This is a genomic window from Streptomyces sp. HB132 (genome assembly GCF_016909575.1).
In the GTDB taxonomy this organism is placed as follows: Bacteria; Actinomycetota; Actinomycetes; order Streptomycetales; family Streptomycetaceae; genus Streptomyces.
Map to the genome: position 1 here is coordinate 753,947 of NZ_JAFBGA010000001.1, position 13,414 is coordinate 767,360.

At 70.2% G+C, this 13,414-nt stretch carries 15 protein-coding genes; 6 read left to right on the forward strand and 9 right to left on the reverse strand.

The window, feature by feature from the left end; genetic code table 11:
* Window positions 1-38 precede the first annotated feature (38 nt).
* Window positions 39-1,706, reverse strand: a complete 1,668-nt coding sequence (locus tag JOC24_RS03695) for a fumarate hydratase (RefSeq protein ID WP_205018615.1) — start codon at window positions 1,704-1,706, stop codon at window positions 39-41.
* Between the two features lie 190 nt (window positions 1,707-1,896).
* Here JOC24_RS03695 and JOC24_RS03700 point away from each other — a divergent pair, with 190 nt between their 5' ends.
* Both JOC24_RS03700 and JOC24_RS03705 read left to right on the forward strand, forming a co-directional pair.
* A complete protein-coding gene (locus JOC24_RS03700) occupies window positions 1,897-2,568 on the forward strand; it encodes a DUF1707 SHOCT-like domain-containing protein (protein WP_205018616.1) in 672 nt (223 codons plus the stop codon).
* A gap of 164 nt (window positions 2,569-2,732) precedes the next feature.
* Window positions 2,733-3,104: a WhiB family transcriptional regulator gene (locus JOC24_RS03705; RefSeq protein WP_205018617.1), complete on the forward strand. Its 372-nt coding sequence runs from the start codon at window positions 2,733-2,735 to the stop codon at window positions 3,102-3,104.
* 64 nt (window positions 3,105-3,168) lie between these two features.
* On the opposite strand, the gene glpX is transcribed toward JOC24_RS03705, so the two are convergent.
* Window positions 3,169-4,200 (reverse strand): class II fructose-bisphosphatase, encoded by a 1,032-nt coding sequence (gene glpX / locus JOC24_RS03710; RefSeq protein WP_205018618.1) that lies wholly within the window; start codon window positions 4,198-4,200, stop codon window positions 3,169-3,171.
* 144 nt (window positions 4,201-4,344) lie between these two features.
* Here glpX and JOC24_RS03715 point away from each other — a divergent pair, with 144 nt between their 5' ends.
* Window positions 4,345-4,902: a DUF4245 domain-containing protein gene (locus JOC24_RS03715; RefSeq protein WP_307792622.1), complete on the forward strand. Its 558-nt coding sequence runs from the start codon at window positions 4,345-4,347 to the stop codon at window positions 4,900-4,902.
* Window positions 4,903-4,993: 91 nt separating this feature from the next.
* On the opposite strand, the gene JOC24_RS03720 is transcribed toward JOC24_RS03715, so the two are convergent.
* The 4 genes from JOC24_RS03720 to JOC24_RS03735 all read right to left on the reverse strand — a co-directional run bounded on the left by JOC24_RS03720 (window position 4,994) and on the right by JOC24_RS03735 (window position 8,762).
* Window positions 4,994-5,584: a malonic semialdehyde reductase gene (locus JOC24_RS03720; RefSeq protein WP_205018620.1), complete on the reverse strand. Its 591-nt coding sequence runs from the start codon at window positions 5,582-5,584 to the stop codon at window positions 4,994-4,996.
* Window positions 5,585-5,875: 291 nt separating this feature from the next.
* A complete protein-coding gene (locus JOC24_RS03725; RefSeq protein WP_205018621.1) occupies window positions 5,876-6,130 on the reverse strand; it encodes an exodeoxyribonuclease VII small subunit in 255 nt (84 codons plus the stop codon).
* Window positions 6,131-6,170: 40 nt separating this feature from the next.
* Window positions 6,171-7,382, reverse strand: a complete 1,212-nt coding sequence (gene xseA / locus JOC24_RS03730) for an exodeoxyribonuclease VII large subunit (protein WP_205018622.1) — start codon at window positions 7,380-7,382, stop codon at window positions 6,171-6,173.
* Window positions 7,383-7,412: 30 nt separating this feature from the next.
* Window positions 7,413-8,762, reverse strand: a complete 1,350-nt coding sequence (locus tag JOC24_RS03735) for an APC family permease (RefSeq protein WP_205018761.1) — start codon at window positions 8,760-8,762, stop codon at window positions 7,413-7,415.
* 78 nt (window positions 8,763-8,840) lie between these two features.
* Here JOC24_RS03735 and JOC24_RS03740 point away from each other — a divergent pair, with 78 nt between their 5' ends.
* On the forward strand, window positions 8,841-9,830 hold the full coding sequence (locus JOC24_RS03740; RefSeq protein ID WP_205018623.1) for a 4-hydroxy-3-methylbut-2-enyl diphosphate reductase: 990 nt from the start codon (window positions 8,841-8,843) through the stop codon (window positions 9,828-9,830).
* 107 nt (window positions 9,831-9,937) lie between these two features.
* Window positions 9,938-10,675 (forward strand): polyphosphate--glucose phosphotransferase, encoded by a 738-nt coding sequence (gene ppgK, locus JOC24_RS03745; RefSeq protein WP_205018624.1) that lies wholly within the window; start codon window positions 9,938-9,940, stop codon window positions 10,673-10,675.
* A 3-nt stretch (window positions 10,676-10,678) separates the two neighbouring features.
* Here the strand turns inward: ppgK and JOC24_RS03750 are convergent, their stop codons facing one another.
* The gene (locus tag JOC24_RS03750) at window positions 10,679-11,278 is read right to left on the reverse strand and encodes a DUF6542 domain-containing protein (protein WP_205018625.1); all 600 of its coding nucleotides are present in this window, start codon (window positions 11,276-11,278) and stop codon (window positions 10,679-10,681) included.
* Between the two features lie 227 nt (window positions 11,279-11,505).
* Between JOC24_RS03750 and ychF the strand changes: the two genes are divergently transcribed.
* Entirely contained in the window at window positions 11,506-12,594 is a 1,089-nt protein-coding gene (gene ychF / locus JOC24_RS03755) for a redox-regulated ATPase YchF (RefSeq protein ID WP_205018626.1), read from the forward strand.
* A 132-nt stretch (window positions 12,595-12,726) separates the two neighbouring features.
* On the opposite strand, the gene JOC24_RS03760 is transcribed toward ychF, so the two are convergent.
* Together JOC24_RS03760 and JOC24_RS03765 are read right to left on the reverse strand one after the other, a co-directional pair.
* On the reverse strand, window positions 12,727-13,119 hold the full coding sequence (locus tag JOC24_RS03760; protein ID WP_205018627.1) for a cupin domain-containing protein: 393 nt from the start codon (window positions 13,117-13,119) through the stop codon (window positions 12,727-12,729).
* Window positions 13,119-13,370 carry a hypothetical protein gene (locus JOC24_RS03765; RefSeq protein WP_205018628.1) on the reverse strand — a complete coding sequence of 84 codons (252 nt, stop codon included), beginning with the start codon at window positions 13,368-13,370 and terminating at the stop codon, window positions 13,119-13,121. The genes JOC24_RS03760 and JOC24_RS03765 overlap by 1 nt, the downstream gene beginning before the upstream one ends.
* Window positions 13,371-13,414 lie beyond the last annotated feature (44 nt).

Sequence of the window (13,414 nt, forward strand, 5' to 3'; positions counted from 1 at the left end):
CGCACCCGGCCGGGTGCGCCCCTCCGGTACGAGCTGGGTCAGCCGAGGCCGGGACCGCGGACCGGGATGCTGGTGAAGGTCGGTGCCGGGGCCGGCTCGGTGAAGAAGTCGTTGCCCTTGTCGTCGACCACGACGAAGGCGGGGAAGTCCTCGACCTCGATGCGCCAGACCGCCTCCATGCCGAGCTCCTCGTACTCGACGACCTCGACCTTCTTGATGCAGTCCTGCGCGAGGCGCGCGGCGGGGCCGCCGATCGAGCCGAGGTAGAAGCCGCCGTGGGCGTCGCACGCGTCCGTGACCTGCTTGGACCTGTTGCCCTTGGCGAGCATCACCTTGGAGCCGCCCGCCGCCTGGAACTGGGCGACGTAGCTGTCCATGCGGCCGGCCGTCGTGGGCCCGAAGGAACCCGATGCGTAGCCCTCGGGGGTCTTCGCCGGGCCCGCGTAGTACACCGGGTGGTCCTTGAGGTACTGCGGCATCTCCTCGCCCGCGTCGAGCCGCTCCTTGATCTTGGCGTGTGCGATGTCGCGCGCCACGACCAGCGGTCCGGTCAGCGAGAGGCGGGTCTTGACGGGGTACTTGGTCAGCTCGGCGAGGATCTCGTCCATCGGCCGGTTCAGGTCGATGCGGACGACGTCGCCGGACTCGTCCAGGTGCTCGTCGGTGGTGTCCGGGAGGAAGCGCGCCGGGTCCTTCTCCAGCTGTTCCAGGAACACGCCCTCGGCGGTGATCTTCGCGGTCGCCTGGCGGTCGGCCGAGCAGGACACGGCGATCGCGACGGGCAGCGAGGCGCCGTGGCGGGGGAGGCGGACGACCCGGACGTCGTGGCAGAAGTACTTGCCGCCGAACTGTGCGCCGATGCCGATCTTCTGTGTCAGCTCGAAGACCTTCTGCTCCAGGTCCTGGTCGCGGAAGCCGTGACCGGTCGGCGAGCCCTCGGCCGGCAACTCGTCCAGGTAGTGCGCCGAGGCGTACTTGGCGGTCTTCAGCGCGAACTCGGCCGACGTACCGCCGACGACGATCGCCAGGTGGTAGGGCGGGCAGGCCGCCGTACCGAGCGAACGGATCTTCTCCTCCAGGAACTTCATCATGGAGGCCTCGTTGAGGACGGCCTTCGTCTCCTGGTAGAGGAACGACTTGTTGGCCGAGCCCCCGCCCTTCGCCATGAAGAGGAACTTGTAGGCGCCGCCGTCCGTCGCGTACAGCTCGATCTGCGCCGGAAGGTTCGAGCCGGTGTTCTTCTCGTCCCACATGGTCAGCGGGGCCATCTGCGAGTAACGCAGGTTCAGCTTCGTGTACGCGTCGAAGATGCCGTGCGACAGGGCCTCCTCGTCGCCGCCCTCGGTGAGCACGTTCTGGCCGCGCTTGCCCATGACGATCGCCGTACCGGTGTCCTGGCACATCGGCAGGACACCCGCGGCGGCGATGTTCGCGTTCTTCAGGAGGTCCAGCGCGACGAACTTGTCGTTGGACGAGGCCTCGGGGTCGTCCACGATGCGGCGCAGCTGCGCCAGGTGGGCGGGCCGCAGATAGTGCGAGATGTCGTGCATGGCCTCCGCGGCGAGGGTGCGCAGGGCCTCCGGAGCCACCTTGAGGAACGTACGGCCGTCGGCCTCGAAGGTCGAGACGCCCTCGGCGGTCACCAGCCGGTACGGCGTGGTGTCCTCTCCCAGGGGGAGCAGATCGGAGTACGCAAACTCTGGCATTACGGCCATTCCTCACTCGGCGACAGCGGCTGCCCTCCCTTGGGCAGCGCATCCACCAGGGTAGAACCCCGGGGGCGTGCCGAGCCTGTGAGGTAAGGCTCACCCCGGACCGCTCGATCCGTGGGCCGGATCGGGAACGGGGCCGGTGAGGCACTGGTCGCGATCTATCGCGTTTCGGTACGCTTGGCCGGTGGACCTCGAAAAGCAGCCCCAGCAGCCCGACGCTCCGGCCGGTCCCGCGCCCGCCGGACTCCGTGCCTCCGACGCGGACCGTGACCGGACCGCGGACATCCTGCGGGACGCGGTCGCCGAGGGCCGGCTGACCGCCGAGGAGCACGCCGAGCGGGTCGACCTGGTCTACCGGGCCAAGACCGTCGGCGAACTCGAGCCGCTGGTCCAGGACCTGCCGGCGCCGGGCGGCACCGCCAGGCCGTCCGCCCCTGCCTACGGATACGGCCCCGGGGAGGCGGCCGGGCCCCCCGAGAACCTGGTGGCGGTGTTCAGCAGCTCCACCCGCAGGGGCCGTTGGCGCGTCGGTGGCCGTACGAACGCCTTCGCGCTGTTCGGCAGCGTCGAGATCGACCTGACCGAGGCGTTGTTCGGCCAGCGTCTGACGGTCGTCAACGCGACGTCGATCTTCGGCAGTGTCGAGATCAAGGTCCCCGAGAACATCTCGCTGCGTGGCAGCGGAACGGGTATTTTCGGCAGTTTCGAGGTCGACACACTGGAATCCGCGGACCCGGAGGCACCGGTGGTCGTGGTGAACGGCTATTCCGTGTTCGGGAACGTCGAGGCGAAACCCAAGCGTGGCAAGCTCATCGCCAACCTGCACCGGCAGTTGCGCAAACACCTCGGGCACTGAGACGGGCCGGCGGGTCGACGGCGCATTCCGGCCATCCGTCGGTGAGGTGCCCTCGCGGTGGGCGTGGGGCGATGCCACTCAGTGCTTAGGCGTGCGCACAGCGGGTAGGGAGAGCTGCATCGCCTCTCGCTCGCGAAGCCCGAAGCCGTCGTCAGGAGTGGACCGTGCTGCACATGCCGCATCAGCCCCTGCAGGTCGCCGCCGTACCTTCCCAGCGCACGCCCGCGCGGGAGGACCAGGCGGGGCCCTGGCACTCGGAGGCGGTGTGCCGCCGGGACGAAGCCGGACTGTTCTTCGCCCCGTCGAAGGAGCCGACTGCTGCCCGGCTGTCGCGTGAAGACGCTGCGAAGCAGGTCTGCGGGAGGTGTCCGGTGATGGTGGAGTGCCGGGAGCACGCGCTCATACAGCCCGAGCCCTACGGGGTGTGGGGCGGCCTCACCGCCGCCGAACGCCGCGTGGCGCTCGCCCGGCGCCGCAGGCGCGACATGGAGCTCAAGGCGGCGTCCCAGACGGGGCGCATAGCCGCCGCGGGCTGATTCCGGCACGGGCGGACCGGGGGCCGCCCGTTCGGAGCGGCCCCCATGTCCGTTACCCGAGGGTCTACTTGGCTCGGTCGAAGTCGATCGCGCTGTAGGCGCGCAGCTTCGAGAGCCGGTGCGTCGAGTCGATCCTCCGGATCGTGCCCGACTTGGACCGCATCACCAGGGACTCCGTGGTGGCCGTCTCCGCGCGGTACCGCACACCGCGCAGCAGTTCACCGTCGGTGATCCCGGTGGCGACGAAGAACACGTTGTCGCCGCTGACGAGGTCGTCCGTCGACAGCACCCGGTCCAGGTCGTGACCGGCGTCCAGCGCGCGCTGCCGCTCGGCCTCGTCCTTGGGCCAGAGCTTGCCCTGGATGACGCCGCCGAGGCACTTTATGGCGCAGGCCGAGATGATGCCCTCGGGGGTGCCGCCGATCCCCATGAGCAGGTCGACGCCGGTCCCCTCGCGCGCCGCCATGATCGAGCCGGCGACATCGCCGTCGGAGATGAACTTGATCCGGGCGCCCGTCTCCCGGATCTCCCGCACGATGTTCTCGTGCCGGGGGCGGTCCAGGATGACGACGGTGACGTCCTCGGGGGCGGAGTTCTTGGCCTTCGCGACGCGTCGGATGTTCACGGACACGGGTGCGTTGATGTCGACGAAGTCGGCGGCCTCGGGACCGGTGACCAGCTTGTCCATGTAGAAGACCGCGGACGGGTCGAACATCGCGCCGCGGTCCGCGGCGGCGAGTACGGCGATCGCGTTGGGCATGCCCTTGGCGTTGAGCGTGGTGCCGTCGATCGGGTCGACGGCGATGTCGACCTCGGCTCCGGTGCCGTCGCCGACGTGCTCGCCGTTGAAGAGCATGGGGGCTTCGTCCTTCTCGCCCTCACCGATGACGACGACGCCGTTCATCGACACCGTGGAGACGAGCGTGCGCATGGCGTTCACCGCGGCGCCGTCGGCGCCGATCTTGTCGCCGCGGCCGACCCAGCGCCCGGCGGCCATGGCGGCGGCCTCGGTGACCCGCACCAGCTCGAGGGCCAGGTTGCGGTCGGGGGCCTCGGGGGAGACCTCGAGCGGGGACGGCAGATGATGCTCGGACATCGGAGCGCACCTTTCTGTACGACGACGACCGGAAAAGAGGGTGCTGTGACTCTATCGGTAGGTCGATAAAATGAGCAGGGCGGGTCACGTATGAGCAGGCGCCCGCCGACCGGCCGGCGGGGCGCTCATGCCACCATTGAGTCCGTGGCAAGCAAGCGAGGCAAGCAGACCGTCCGGGACATGATCCTGTCGATGCTCGTGATCACCGCAGTGGCGGGCGTCGTCTACATCTTCATCCCGCACGACGACAAGGCCGACCCGATCAAGGCGGTCGACTACCGGGTGGAACTCGCGACGGCCCGCCGGGCCGCGCCGTACCCGGTGGCGGCCCCGGCCGGGCTGCCCGAGGGCTGGAAGCCGACCTCCGTCTCCTACGAGGGGCAGAACGGCGCGGGCTGGCACCTCGGTTACCTCGACCCGGACGACCGGTACGTCGCCGTGGAGCAGTCGACGACCCCGGCGAAGAAGTACGTGCCCGCGGTCAGCCAGGACGCCGAGAACACCGGGCGCACGCGGGACGTCTCCGGTCGGGCCTGGGAGGTCTGGGAGGGGCCGAAGTACGACGCGCTGGTGCTGCACGCCGAGGGTGTGACGACGGTGGTCACCGGATCGGCCCCGGCCGGGCGGCTGGCCGAGATGGCGGCCGCCCTGGAGACGGCCCCGGCCGGCGACGCCCCGTCCGGCGCGCCCGCCGCTTCCTGACGGGATTCGGGTCCCAGTCCTGCCGTGAGCGCACAGGAGCCCCGCGACGCTCGGCGTCGCGGGGCTCCTGTGTCGGTTCCTGGAGAGGAACTCAGACGGTCGTGACGACCTCGTCGTAGGACAGGCGCGGCAGGCGCGGGAACCAGGCGTCCTCGCCCGGCTTGCCGATGTTGACGGCCATGAGCAGCTTGTGGTCGCCGTCCAGGAACTCCTTCTCGATGCCCGTGGCGTCGAAGCCGGTCATCGGGCCGGCGGCCAGGCCGGCGGCGCGGACGCCGATGATGAAGTAGGCGGCCTGCAGCGCGGCGTTCAGGGCGGCGGACTGCTCGCGGACCGGGCGCTCGGAGAAGAACGCGTCCTTGGCCTGCGGGAAGTGCGGCAGGAGTGCCGGGAGCTCCTCGTGGAACTCGTGGTCCGCGACGAGGAGCGCGACCAGCGGGGCGGTCGTGGTCTTCGGGCGGTTGCCCTCGGCCATGTGCTTCACCAGGCGCTCGCGGCCCTCGGCCGAGCGGACCAGGACGACGCGCAGCGGCGACTGGTTGAAGGCGGTGGGGCCGTACTTGACCAGGTCGTAGATCGCCTGGACCTGCTCGTCGGTCACCGGCTCGTCGGTGAACGTGTTCGCAGTGCGGGCCTCACGGAAGAGGAGGTCCTGGGCGGCGGGGTCAAGAACGAGGGACATCTGGGGCGTTACCTTCCGACGGATACGGGTGGGGGCTTCAGGAGCACCGGAAGCACCGTAACCGAATAATAGATTAAAGTTCAACTAAATCACTTCGGCGTGATCCACGGCACACAGGGCTACGGCACACAGATCCACGGTGCACAGGTGCACGGCTCAGAGATCCATGGTGCACGGCGCATAGATCCGCGGCGCGGCGATCCACCACTTCGTGACGGGCCGCGCGCCGCACCCCCACCGCTCAGCGCCCCCCGCACAGGCGCCGTGCCCGAAGTTCCCGCGCCTCGCGCCTCAGCCCGTGGGACCGTCCGCCTCGGAGGGCTCCTCCGGTCGCGCCAGCGCGGCGTCCAGCCGGGCGCGCGCGCCCTCCAGCCAGTGCCGGCACACCTTCGCCAGCTCCTCGCCGCGCTCCCACAGGGCCAGCGACTCCTCCAGCGTCGTGCCGCCCGCCTCCAGGCGGCGTACGACCTCGATCAGCTCGTCCCGCGCCTGCTCGTATCCGAGCGTGCCCGTCGCGGCAGCCGTCGTCGTCCCGTCGTCCGTCATGCCGACCACCCTATGCGCGGGCTCGGACAATCCCCGGCCCTCACTCCGCGACCCGGACGGTGAACTCGCCCTCGAAGACCCGCGCCCGCAGCTGGCCACCGGGCGCCCCGGCGTCCGCGGGGGAGCGCACCACGTGGCCGTCCGGCCGCTGCAGCACGGCGTATCCCCGCTCCAGCGTCGCCGCGGGCGACAGCGCCACGACCCGGGCCCGGGTGTGCGCGAGCTCCGAGTCGGCACGGTCCAGCAGATGCCCGATCACCCTGCGGCTCCGCCCGGTCAGTGCCTCGATCTCCGCCTCCCGCTCGTCGACCATCCGCTGCGGCCGCTCCATGGAGGACCGGCCCAGCGCGTGCGCGAGCCCCCGCTCCTCCCGGTCGACCAGCCCGCGCACGGTCCGCAGCGCCCGGTCCCGGAGCTGCTGGACGCGGTCGAGCTCCTCACCCACGTCCGGCACGACCTTCTTCGCCGCGTCCGTCGGCGTCGACGCCCGCACGTCCGCCACCAGGTCGAGGAGCGGCGAGTCCGGCTCGTGCCCGATGGCGGAGACCACCGGTGTACGGCAGGCGGCCACCGCCCGGATCAGCGCCTCGTCGGAGAACGGCAGCAGATCCTCGACACTGCCGCCGCCGCGGGCGACGACGATCACGTCGACCTCCGGCAGCCCGTCCAGCTCCTGCACCGCCTGGACCACCTGGTTCACGGCGTGCACGCCCTGCACCGCGGTGTTGCGCACCTCGAAGCGCACCGCGGGCCAGCGCCGCCTGGCGTTCTCCAGCACATCGCGCTCGGCCGCCGACGCCCGACCGGACACCAGGCCGATCAGCTGCGGCAGGAAAGGCAGCGGCTTCTTACGGTCAAGGGCGAAGAGCCCCTCGGCCGCCAGCGACTTCTTCAGCTGCTCCAGCCGCACCAGCAGCTCCCCGATGCCCACCGGCCGTATCTCCGTGGCCCGAAGGGACAACTGCCCGCGAGGGGCGTACCACTCCGGCTTGGCGAGGACGACGACCCGGGCGCCCTCCGTCACCACATCGGCGATCCGGTCGAAGACCTGCCGGAAGCAGGTCACGCTCACCGAGATGTCGTGGGACGGATCGCGAAGCGTCAGGAACACCACCCCCGCACCGGGCCGCCGCGACAGCTGGGTGATCTGCCCCTCGACCCAGACCGCGCCGAGCCGGTCGATCCACCCGCCGATCAGCCGCGACACGTCGCCGACGGGCAGCGGGGCTTCCGGGGACGTAGTGAGAGCCATACGGGCGAGCGTATCGGCCGGTGCCGACAATCAGGCGGCCCGCCGCCCCCACTGGAGCGCGAGCACCACCAGGCCGATCCCCAGCCAGCACACGCCCACCAGCTGGGCGGTCGCCGTCGCCTCGAGGATCACCGCGACCAGTACGCCGGCACCCACCACCGGCACCACGACGTGGCGCCACCAGCTCGGCGGCCCCTCCATCCGGCGTACGGCGAACCAGCCGACCACCGACGCGTGCAGCAGCACGAACGCGGTGAGCGCGCCGACGTTCACCACCGACACCAGGTGGTCGAGGCCGTCGTCGCGCCGGGCCGCCCACACCGCCGCCACCAGCGTCACGACCGCGGCGCACGCGATCGCGACGCGCGGCACCCCCGACCTGCCGTCGACCCGGGAGAGGAACGACGGCAGCCGCCCCTCCCTGCCCATCGCGAACACCAGCCGCCCGGCCGCCGCCTGCCCGGCCAGCGCCGCGAAGGCCGCCCCGATCGCCTTGCTGACGGCCACCAGGTCGTGCAGCCAGGTGCCGACCGAGGCGTCCACCGCGTCGTAGAACGCGGACCCCTGCATCACCGGGTCCGCCGCGAGCTCCGCCGAGCTCACCGGTTGCAGCAGGGCCGCCAGATACGACTGGACGACGAACAGCACCCCGGCGAGCAGCAGGCAGAAGAGCACCGCCCTCGCCACCTTCGCCGAACCCCCCGTCACCTCCTCCGCGAACGAGGCGATCGCGTCGAAGCCCAGATAGGAGAGCACGGCGACGGACACCGCCCCCAGCACCGCGGTCGTCGAGAACCCGGTGTCCCCGGTGAGAGGCGTCAGCCAGCCGCGCTGGGCCCCGTCCCTGGCCAGTACGACCACGGCGGACACCACGAACACCAGCAGCACCACGATCTCCATGGCGAGCACCGCGAAGCCCACCCGGGCCGCAGCCCGTACGCCCCAGAGGTTGAGCAGGGTCGTCACCACGACCGCGATCGCCGTCCACACCCACCGCGACACCTCGGGGACCAGGGCGTTCATCGCGATCCCGGAGAAGAGGTAGGCCACGGCAGGGATGAGCAGGTAGTCGAGCATGGCCATCCAGCCGGCGATGAACCCCGGCCCCTCCCCGAGGCCCTTACGGGCGTAGGCGAAGACCGACCCGGCCAGCGGGGCGACACGGACCATCTGGGCGTAGCTGAACGCCGTGAAGGCCATCACCACCGTCGCCACCAGGTACACCAGCGCCACGGCCCCGTCGGACTTCGCGTCGAGCGTGCCGAACACGCCGACCGGGGCCATGGGGGCGATGAACAGCAGCCCGTAGACCACCAGGTCCCGGAACCCGAGTGTGCGCCTCAGCGATCCCTCGTCCGTGCTGCTGCCGCTGTCCGCCATGAAGCCTCCGTCACTGGATTGCGTACGCATCAGTCTCCCGACCCCGCCGATCCGGCGCCTGTTCGGTACGGCCTTACGATGGGACGCATGACTGCAACTCCTGCCCGCCGTGTCCTGCTCGCCGCGCCCCGTGGCTACTGCGCGGGCGTGGACCGCGCCGTGATCGCCGTCGAGAAGGCCCTGGAGCAGTACGGTGCCCCGATCTACGTCCGTCACGAGATCGTGCACAACAAGTACGTCGTGCAAACGCTCGAGAAGAAGGGCGCGATCTTCGTCGACGTGACCGCGGAGGTTCCCGAGGGCTCCATCGTGATGTTCTCCGCGCACGGCGTCGCCCCGACTGTCCACGCGGAGGCCGCCGAGCGCAATCTCGCGACGATCGACGCGACCTGCCCGCTGGTCACCAAGGTCCACAAGGAAGCCGTCCGCTACGCCAAGGAGGACTACGACATCCTCCTGATCGGCCACGAGGGTCACGAGGAGGTCATCGGCACGAGCGGCGAGGCCCCCGACCACATCACGCTGGTCGACGGCCCCGAGGACGTCGCCAACGTCGAGGTCCGCGACGAGTCGAAGGTCGTCTGGCTCTCCCAGACCACGCTCTCCGTCGACGAGACGATGGAGACGGTCGGCGCCCTCAAGAACAAGTTCCCGAACCTCCTCTCCCCGCCCAGCGACGACATCTGCTACGCCACGCAGAACCGCCAGGTCGCGGTGAAGAAGCTGGCCGAGGACGCCGAGCTGGTCATCGTCGTCGGCTCGAAGAACTCCTCCAACTCGATCCGCATGGTCGAGGTGGCCCTGGACGCAGGCGCTCAGGCCGCCCACCTGGTGGACTTCGCCGACGAGATCGACGAGGCATGGCTGGAGGGCGTCACCACGGTCGGCCTCACCTCGGGCGCCTCGGTGCCCGACGTCCTGGTCGACGGGGTGCTGGAGTGGCTGGGCGAGCGGGGCTACGCGGACGTGGAGACGGTCAAGACGGCGGACGAGTCGATCACCTTCTCGCTGCCGAAGGAGCTCCGCCGCGACCTGCGTGCCGAGGCCGCGGCGCTCGCCGCCGAGTAGACCCGGGGTACGCGGCTCTCCCGCGGGTGACCCGCGCGCCCGTGCGGGCGTCGCCGGTTCGCCCGTCGGGGGAGTGATCGGCGCCACCTGGCCGTACCGTGGATCACATGGAGATCTTCGGTGTGGATATCGGCGGTTCAGGGATCAAGGGCGCGCCCGTGGACCTGGATCGCGGAGAGCTGGCGCGGGAGCGCCACAAGGTACTGACACCTCACCCGGCCACGCCCGGCAGTGTGGCCGACGGTGTGGCCGAGGTCGTCGGCCATTTCGACTGGCAGGGGCCGGTCGGCATCACCTTCCCCGGAGTGGTCACCGGCGGCATCACCAGGACCGCGGCCAATGTGGACAAGGGCTGGATCGACACGGACGCGCGGACGCTGCTCAGCGACCGGATCGGACAGCCCGTCACGATCCTCAACGACGCCGACGCGGCGGGTGTCGCCGAGATGACCTTCGGCGCGGGCCGCGGCCGCAAGGGCACGGTGATCATGCTGACCCTCGGTACGGGCATCGGCAGCGCTCTCTTCACCGACGGGCAGCTGGTCCCCAACACCGAGCTCGGCCATCTGGAGCTGCACGGTCACGACGCGGAGAAGCGTGCCTCCACGAAGGCCAAGGAGGACGAGGACCTCAGCTGGCACCACTGGGCGCACCGGGTGCAGAAGTACCTGGTCCACGTGGAGATGCTGTTCTCGCCCGAGCTCTTCATCATCGGCGGCGGCGTCAGCCGCAAGGCCGAGAAGTTCCTGCCGCTCATCGAGCGCGTACGGGCCGAGATGGTCCCCGCCGAGCTGCAGAACAACGCCGGCATCGTCGGCGCGGCCATGGCGGCCGCCGGCAAGTAACCCCTAGGCGCGGGGGCGGCGGGCAGCCCGGTCGGCCCTGACCAGGTGACGCTGCCGCTCCCGCATCTGCCGGACCTTCCGCACGGTGGCGATGAGACCCGCGACGAGCGTGCCCCCGTACAGCCAGCCGGCGTGGACCGCCAGCGCGGTCACCACGGCCATCGTGTGACCGCCGAAGCCGCCCGTGCCCCCGGCGACGGGGATCACGCCGACCGCGAAGGCGATGGGCACGATGATCGGCGCGGTCACCAGGTCGGCGGGCCGCACCCAGAGGGCGGTCAGCGCGCTGACGGGCAGGAACAGCAGGCCGTACACGATCTCGGAACCGCCGAAGAGCAGCCGGTCGACGCAGGCCAGCAGGAACATGACGAGGGCTGCGAAAAGCCCGGCGCCGATCCCGGTCAGCCGGGGGTTGGGGAACCTGCGCAGCGCCTGGGCAAGGGGCCCGGCGCCGCCGGGCCGGGAACCCGCCGCTCGCCCCGCCACCGGCGGGGCGACGGTCACCGTCACCGCGGACCTCCCCTCGCCGAGGCCGCCCGGCGGGGCGGACCGGACCTGCGAGGGCTGCCTGCGCTGCGGGGTATGTGTCCTGTGCTGCTCCACCCGGACAACCTAGGTCGCCGGGTGCACTCTTTCGGGCGTTGGACACGCGTTTTGGACGACCTTGGCGTTGCGTTCGACCCCGCACGGCCGAAACAGGCCCGTCCGGCCCTGACCGGCTCCGTCCCTGCACCCGTGACGGGGCGCCCCGCCCCGCCCGTAAACTGGAGAATCGGTCCACTCCCGGCCCGCCCGCACAGCCCCTCACCTCACTTCAGGAAGTCGCCAAAGTGTCGCTCACGATCGGAATCGTCGGCCTGCCGAATGTCGGCAAGTCGACCCTGTTCAACGCCCTGACCAAGAACGACGTGCTGGCGGCCAACTACCCGTTCGCCACCATCGAGCCGAACGTCGGGGTCGTGGGCGTCCCCGACCCCCGCCTGAACAAGCTCGCCGAGATCTTCAGCTCGCAGAAGCTGCTCCCCGCAACCGTCGACTTCGTCGACATCGCGGGCATCGTGCGCGGCGCGAGCGAGGGCGAGGGCCTGGGCAACAAGTTCCTCGCGAACATCCGCGAGTCCGATGCCATCTGCCAGGTCATCCGCGCCTTCAAGGACGAGAACGTCGTCCACGTCGACGGCAAGGTCTCGCCCAAGGACGACATCGAGACGATCAACACCGAGCTGATCCTGGCCGACCTTCAGTCCGTCGAGAAGGCGGTCCCGCGCCTGACGAAGGAGTCCCGACTCCAGAAGGAGAAGGTCGCGGTCCTCGCGGCCGTCGAGGAGGCCCAGAAGATCCTCGAAGCGGGCGACACCCTCTTCTCCCGGGGCATCACGGCTGGGACCGAGAAGGGCAGGCTCCTCCACGAGCTGCACCTGCTCACGACGAAGCCCTTCCTCTACGTGTTCAACGTCGACGAGGACGAGCTGGTCGACGAGGACTTCAAGAACGAGCAGCGCGCCCTGGTCGCCCCGGCGGAGGCCATCTTCCTGAACGCCAAGATCGAGTCGGAGCTGATCGAGCTCGACGACGAGGAGGCGCTCGAACTCCTCCAGTCCATGGGCCAGGAAGAGCCCGGCCTCGCCACCCTGGGCCGCGTCGGCTTCGCCACCCTGGGCCTCCAGACCTACCTCACGGCAGGCCCGAAGGAAGCCCGCGCCTGGACGATCAAGAAGGGCGCCACGGCCCCGGAGGCGGCCGGTGTGATCCACACCGACTTCCAGAAGGGCTTCATCAAGGCGGAGATCGTCTCCTTCGAGGACCTCGTCGAGATGGGCTCGGTCGCCGAGGCCCGCGCGAAGGGCAAGGCGCGCATGGAGGGCAAGGAGTACGTGATGCAGGACGGCGACGTGGTGGAGTTCCGCTTCAACGTGTGACGAGAAGTCAAGAGATGTGCCCGGCCCGCTTGTCGGTGGGTCGGGCACAGGTGTACGTCCGCGTGGAGTCCTTGTGCCGCGAAGCGCTGAGGTGTTGGTGACGGGTCTGGTTGGTGCGACTGCGGCCGGCGTTCAGACTTTGACGACCTCTACGGCGGAGCCGCACAGGAGCGTCAGGTCCTCGGGATCGGAGGTCAGGACGGTGACCGGCTGGAGTGCGGTGCGGGCGATGACGGCGAAGGCGGCGTCGATGGCGTACTTGTGGCCGTGGAGGCGGTGGCTGCGCAGGAGGGCTGCGGCCTGATCGGTGATCTCCTTGGTGACGTCGTGGACGTCGACGCGGGAGAGGACCCACTTGATCCGGGCGGGGTGAATGCGCTCGTAGTCGGCCTCGAGGGTGGTCATGGCGCTTGTTGCCACGCGGATGCCTTCCTCCGATGCCGCCTGGATCAGGGCCATGACAGTGCGGTCCTTGCGGTAGAGCTTGGAGAGGCCTTCGCTGTCGAGCAGTAGGGTGCCGGGCATCAGGCTGCGGCCCCGCCGACCTGCCGGTGGTCATGGCGCAGCAGCGTGCGGGCGGCTTCGACTTCCTCGCGGGTGAGCTCGTCATTGTCGGTCGCGAAGTCGGCGACGATCTCCCGGAGCTTGTCCATGGCGACCCGTTGTTCGAGGGCTTCGGCGACGTAGGAGGAGAAACCGCCGGGCCCGACGTGGGCGCGTGCGGCTTCGGCGAGGTCCTCGGGCAGGCTGATCGAATACTTCTTGCTACTACTCATGGTCCCCATGCTACCGGTGGTCGTAAGTGTCTGGGCGTAAATGG

Bases quoted from the DNA above. Each gene is read 5' to 3' on its own strand.
- JOC24_RS03695 (WP_205018615.1), bottom strand. From the start codon at position 1,706: ATGCCAGAGTTTGCGTACTCCGATCTGCTCCCCCTGGGAGAGGACACC.
- glpX (WP_205018618.1), bottom strand. From the start codon at position 4,200: ATGTCCGAGCATCATCTGCCGTCCCCGCTCGAGGTCTCCCCCGAGGCC.
- JOC24_RS03720 (WP_205018620.1), bottom strand. From the start codon at position 5,584: ATGTCCCTCGTTCTTGACCCCGCCGCCCAGGACCTCCTCTTCCGTGAG.
- JOC24_RS03725 (WP_205018621.1), bottom strand. From the start codon at position 6,130: ATGACGGACGACGGGACGACGACGGCTGCCGCGACGGGCACGCTCGGA.
- xseA (WP_205018622.1), bottom strand. From the start codon at position 7,382: ATGGCTCTCACTACGTCCCCGGAAGCCCCGCTGCCCGTCGGCGACGTG.
- JOC24_RS03735 (WP_205018761.1), bottom strand. From the start codon at position 8,762: ATGGCGGACAGCGGCAGCAGCACGGACGAGGGATCGCTGAGGCGCACA.
- JOC24_RS03740 (WP_205018623.1), top strand. From the start codon at position 8,841: ATGGGACGCATGACTGCAACTCCTGCCCGCCGTGTCCTGCTCGCCGCG.
- ppgK (WP_205018624.1), top strand. From the start codon at position 9,938: ATGGAGATCTTCGGTGTGGATATCGGCGGTTCAGGGATCAAGGGCGCG.
- JOC24_RS03760 (WP_205018627.1), bottom strand. From the start codon at position 13,119: ATGCCCGGCACCCTACTGCTCGACAGCGAAGGCCTCTCCAAGCTCTAC.
- JOC24_RS03765 (WP_205018628.1), bottom strand. From the start codon at position 13,370: ATGAGTAGTAGCAAGAAGTATTCGATCAGCCTGCCCGAGGACCTCGCC.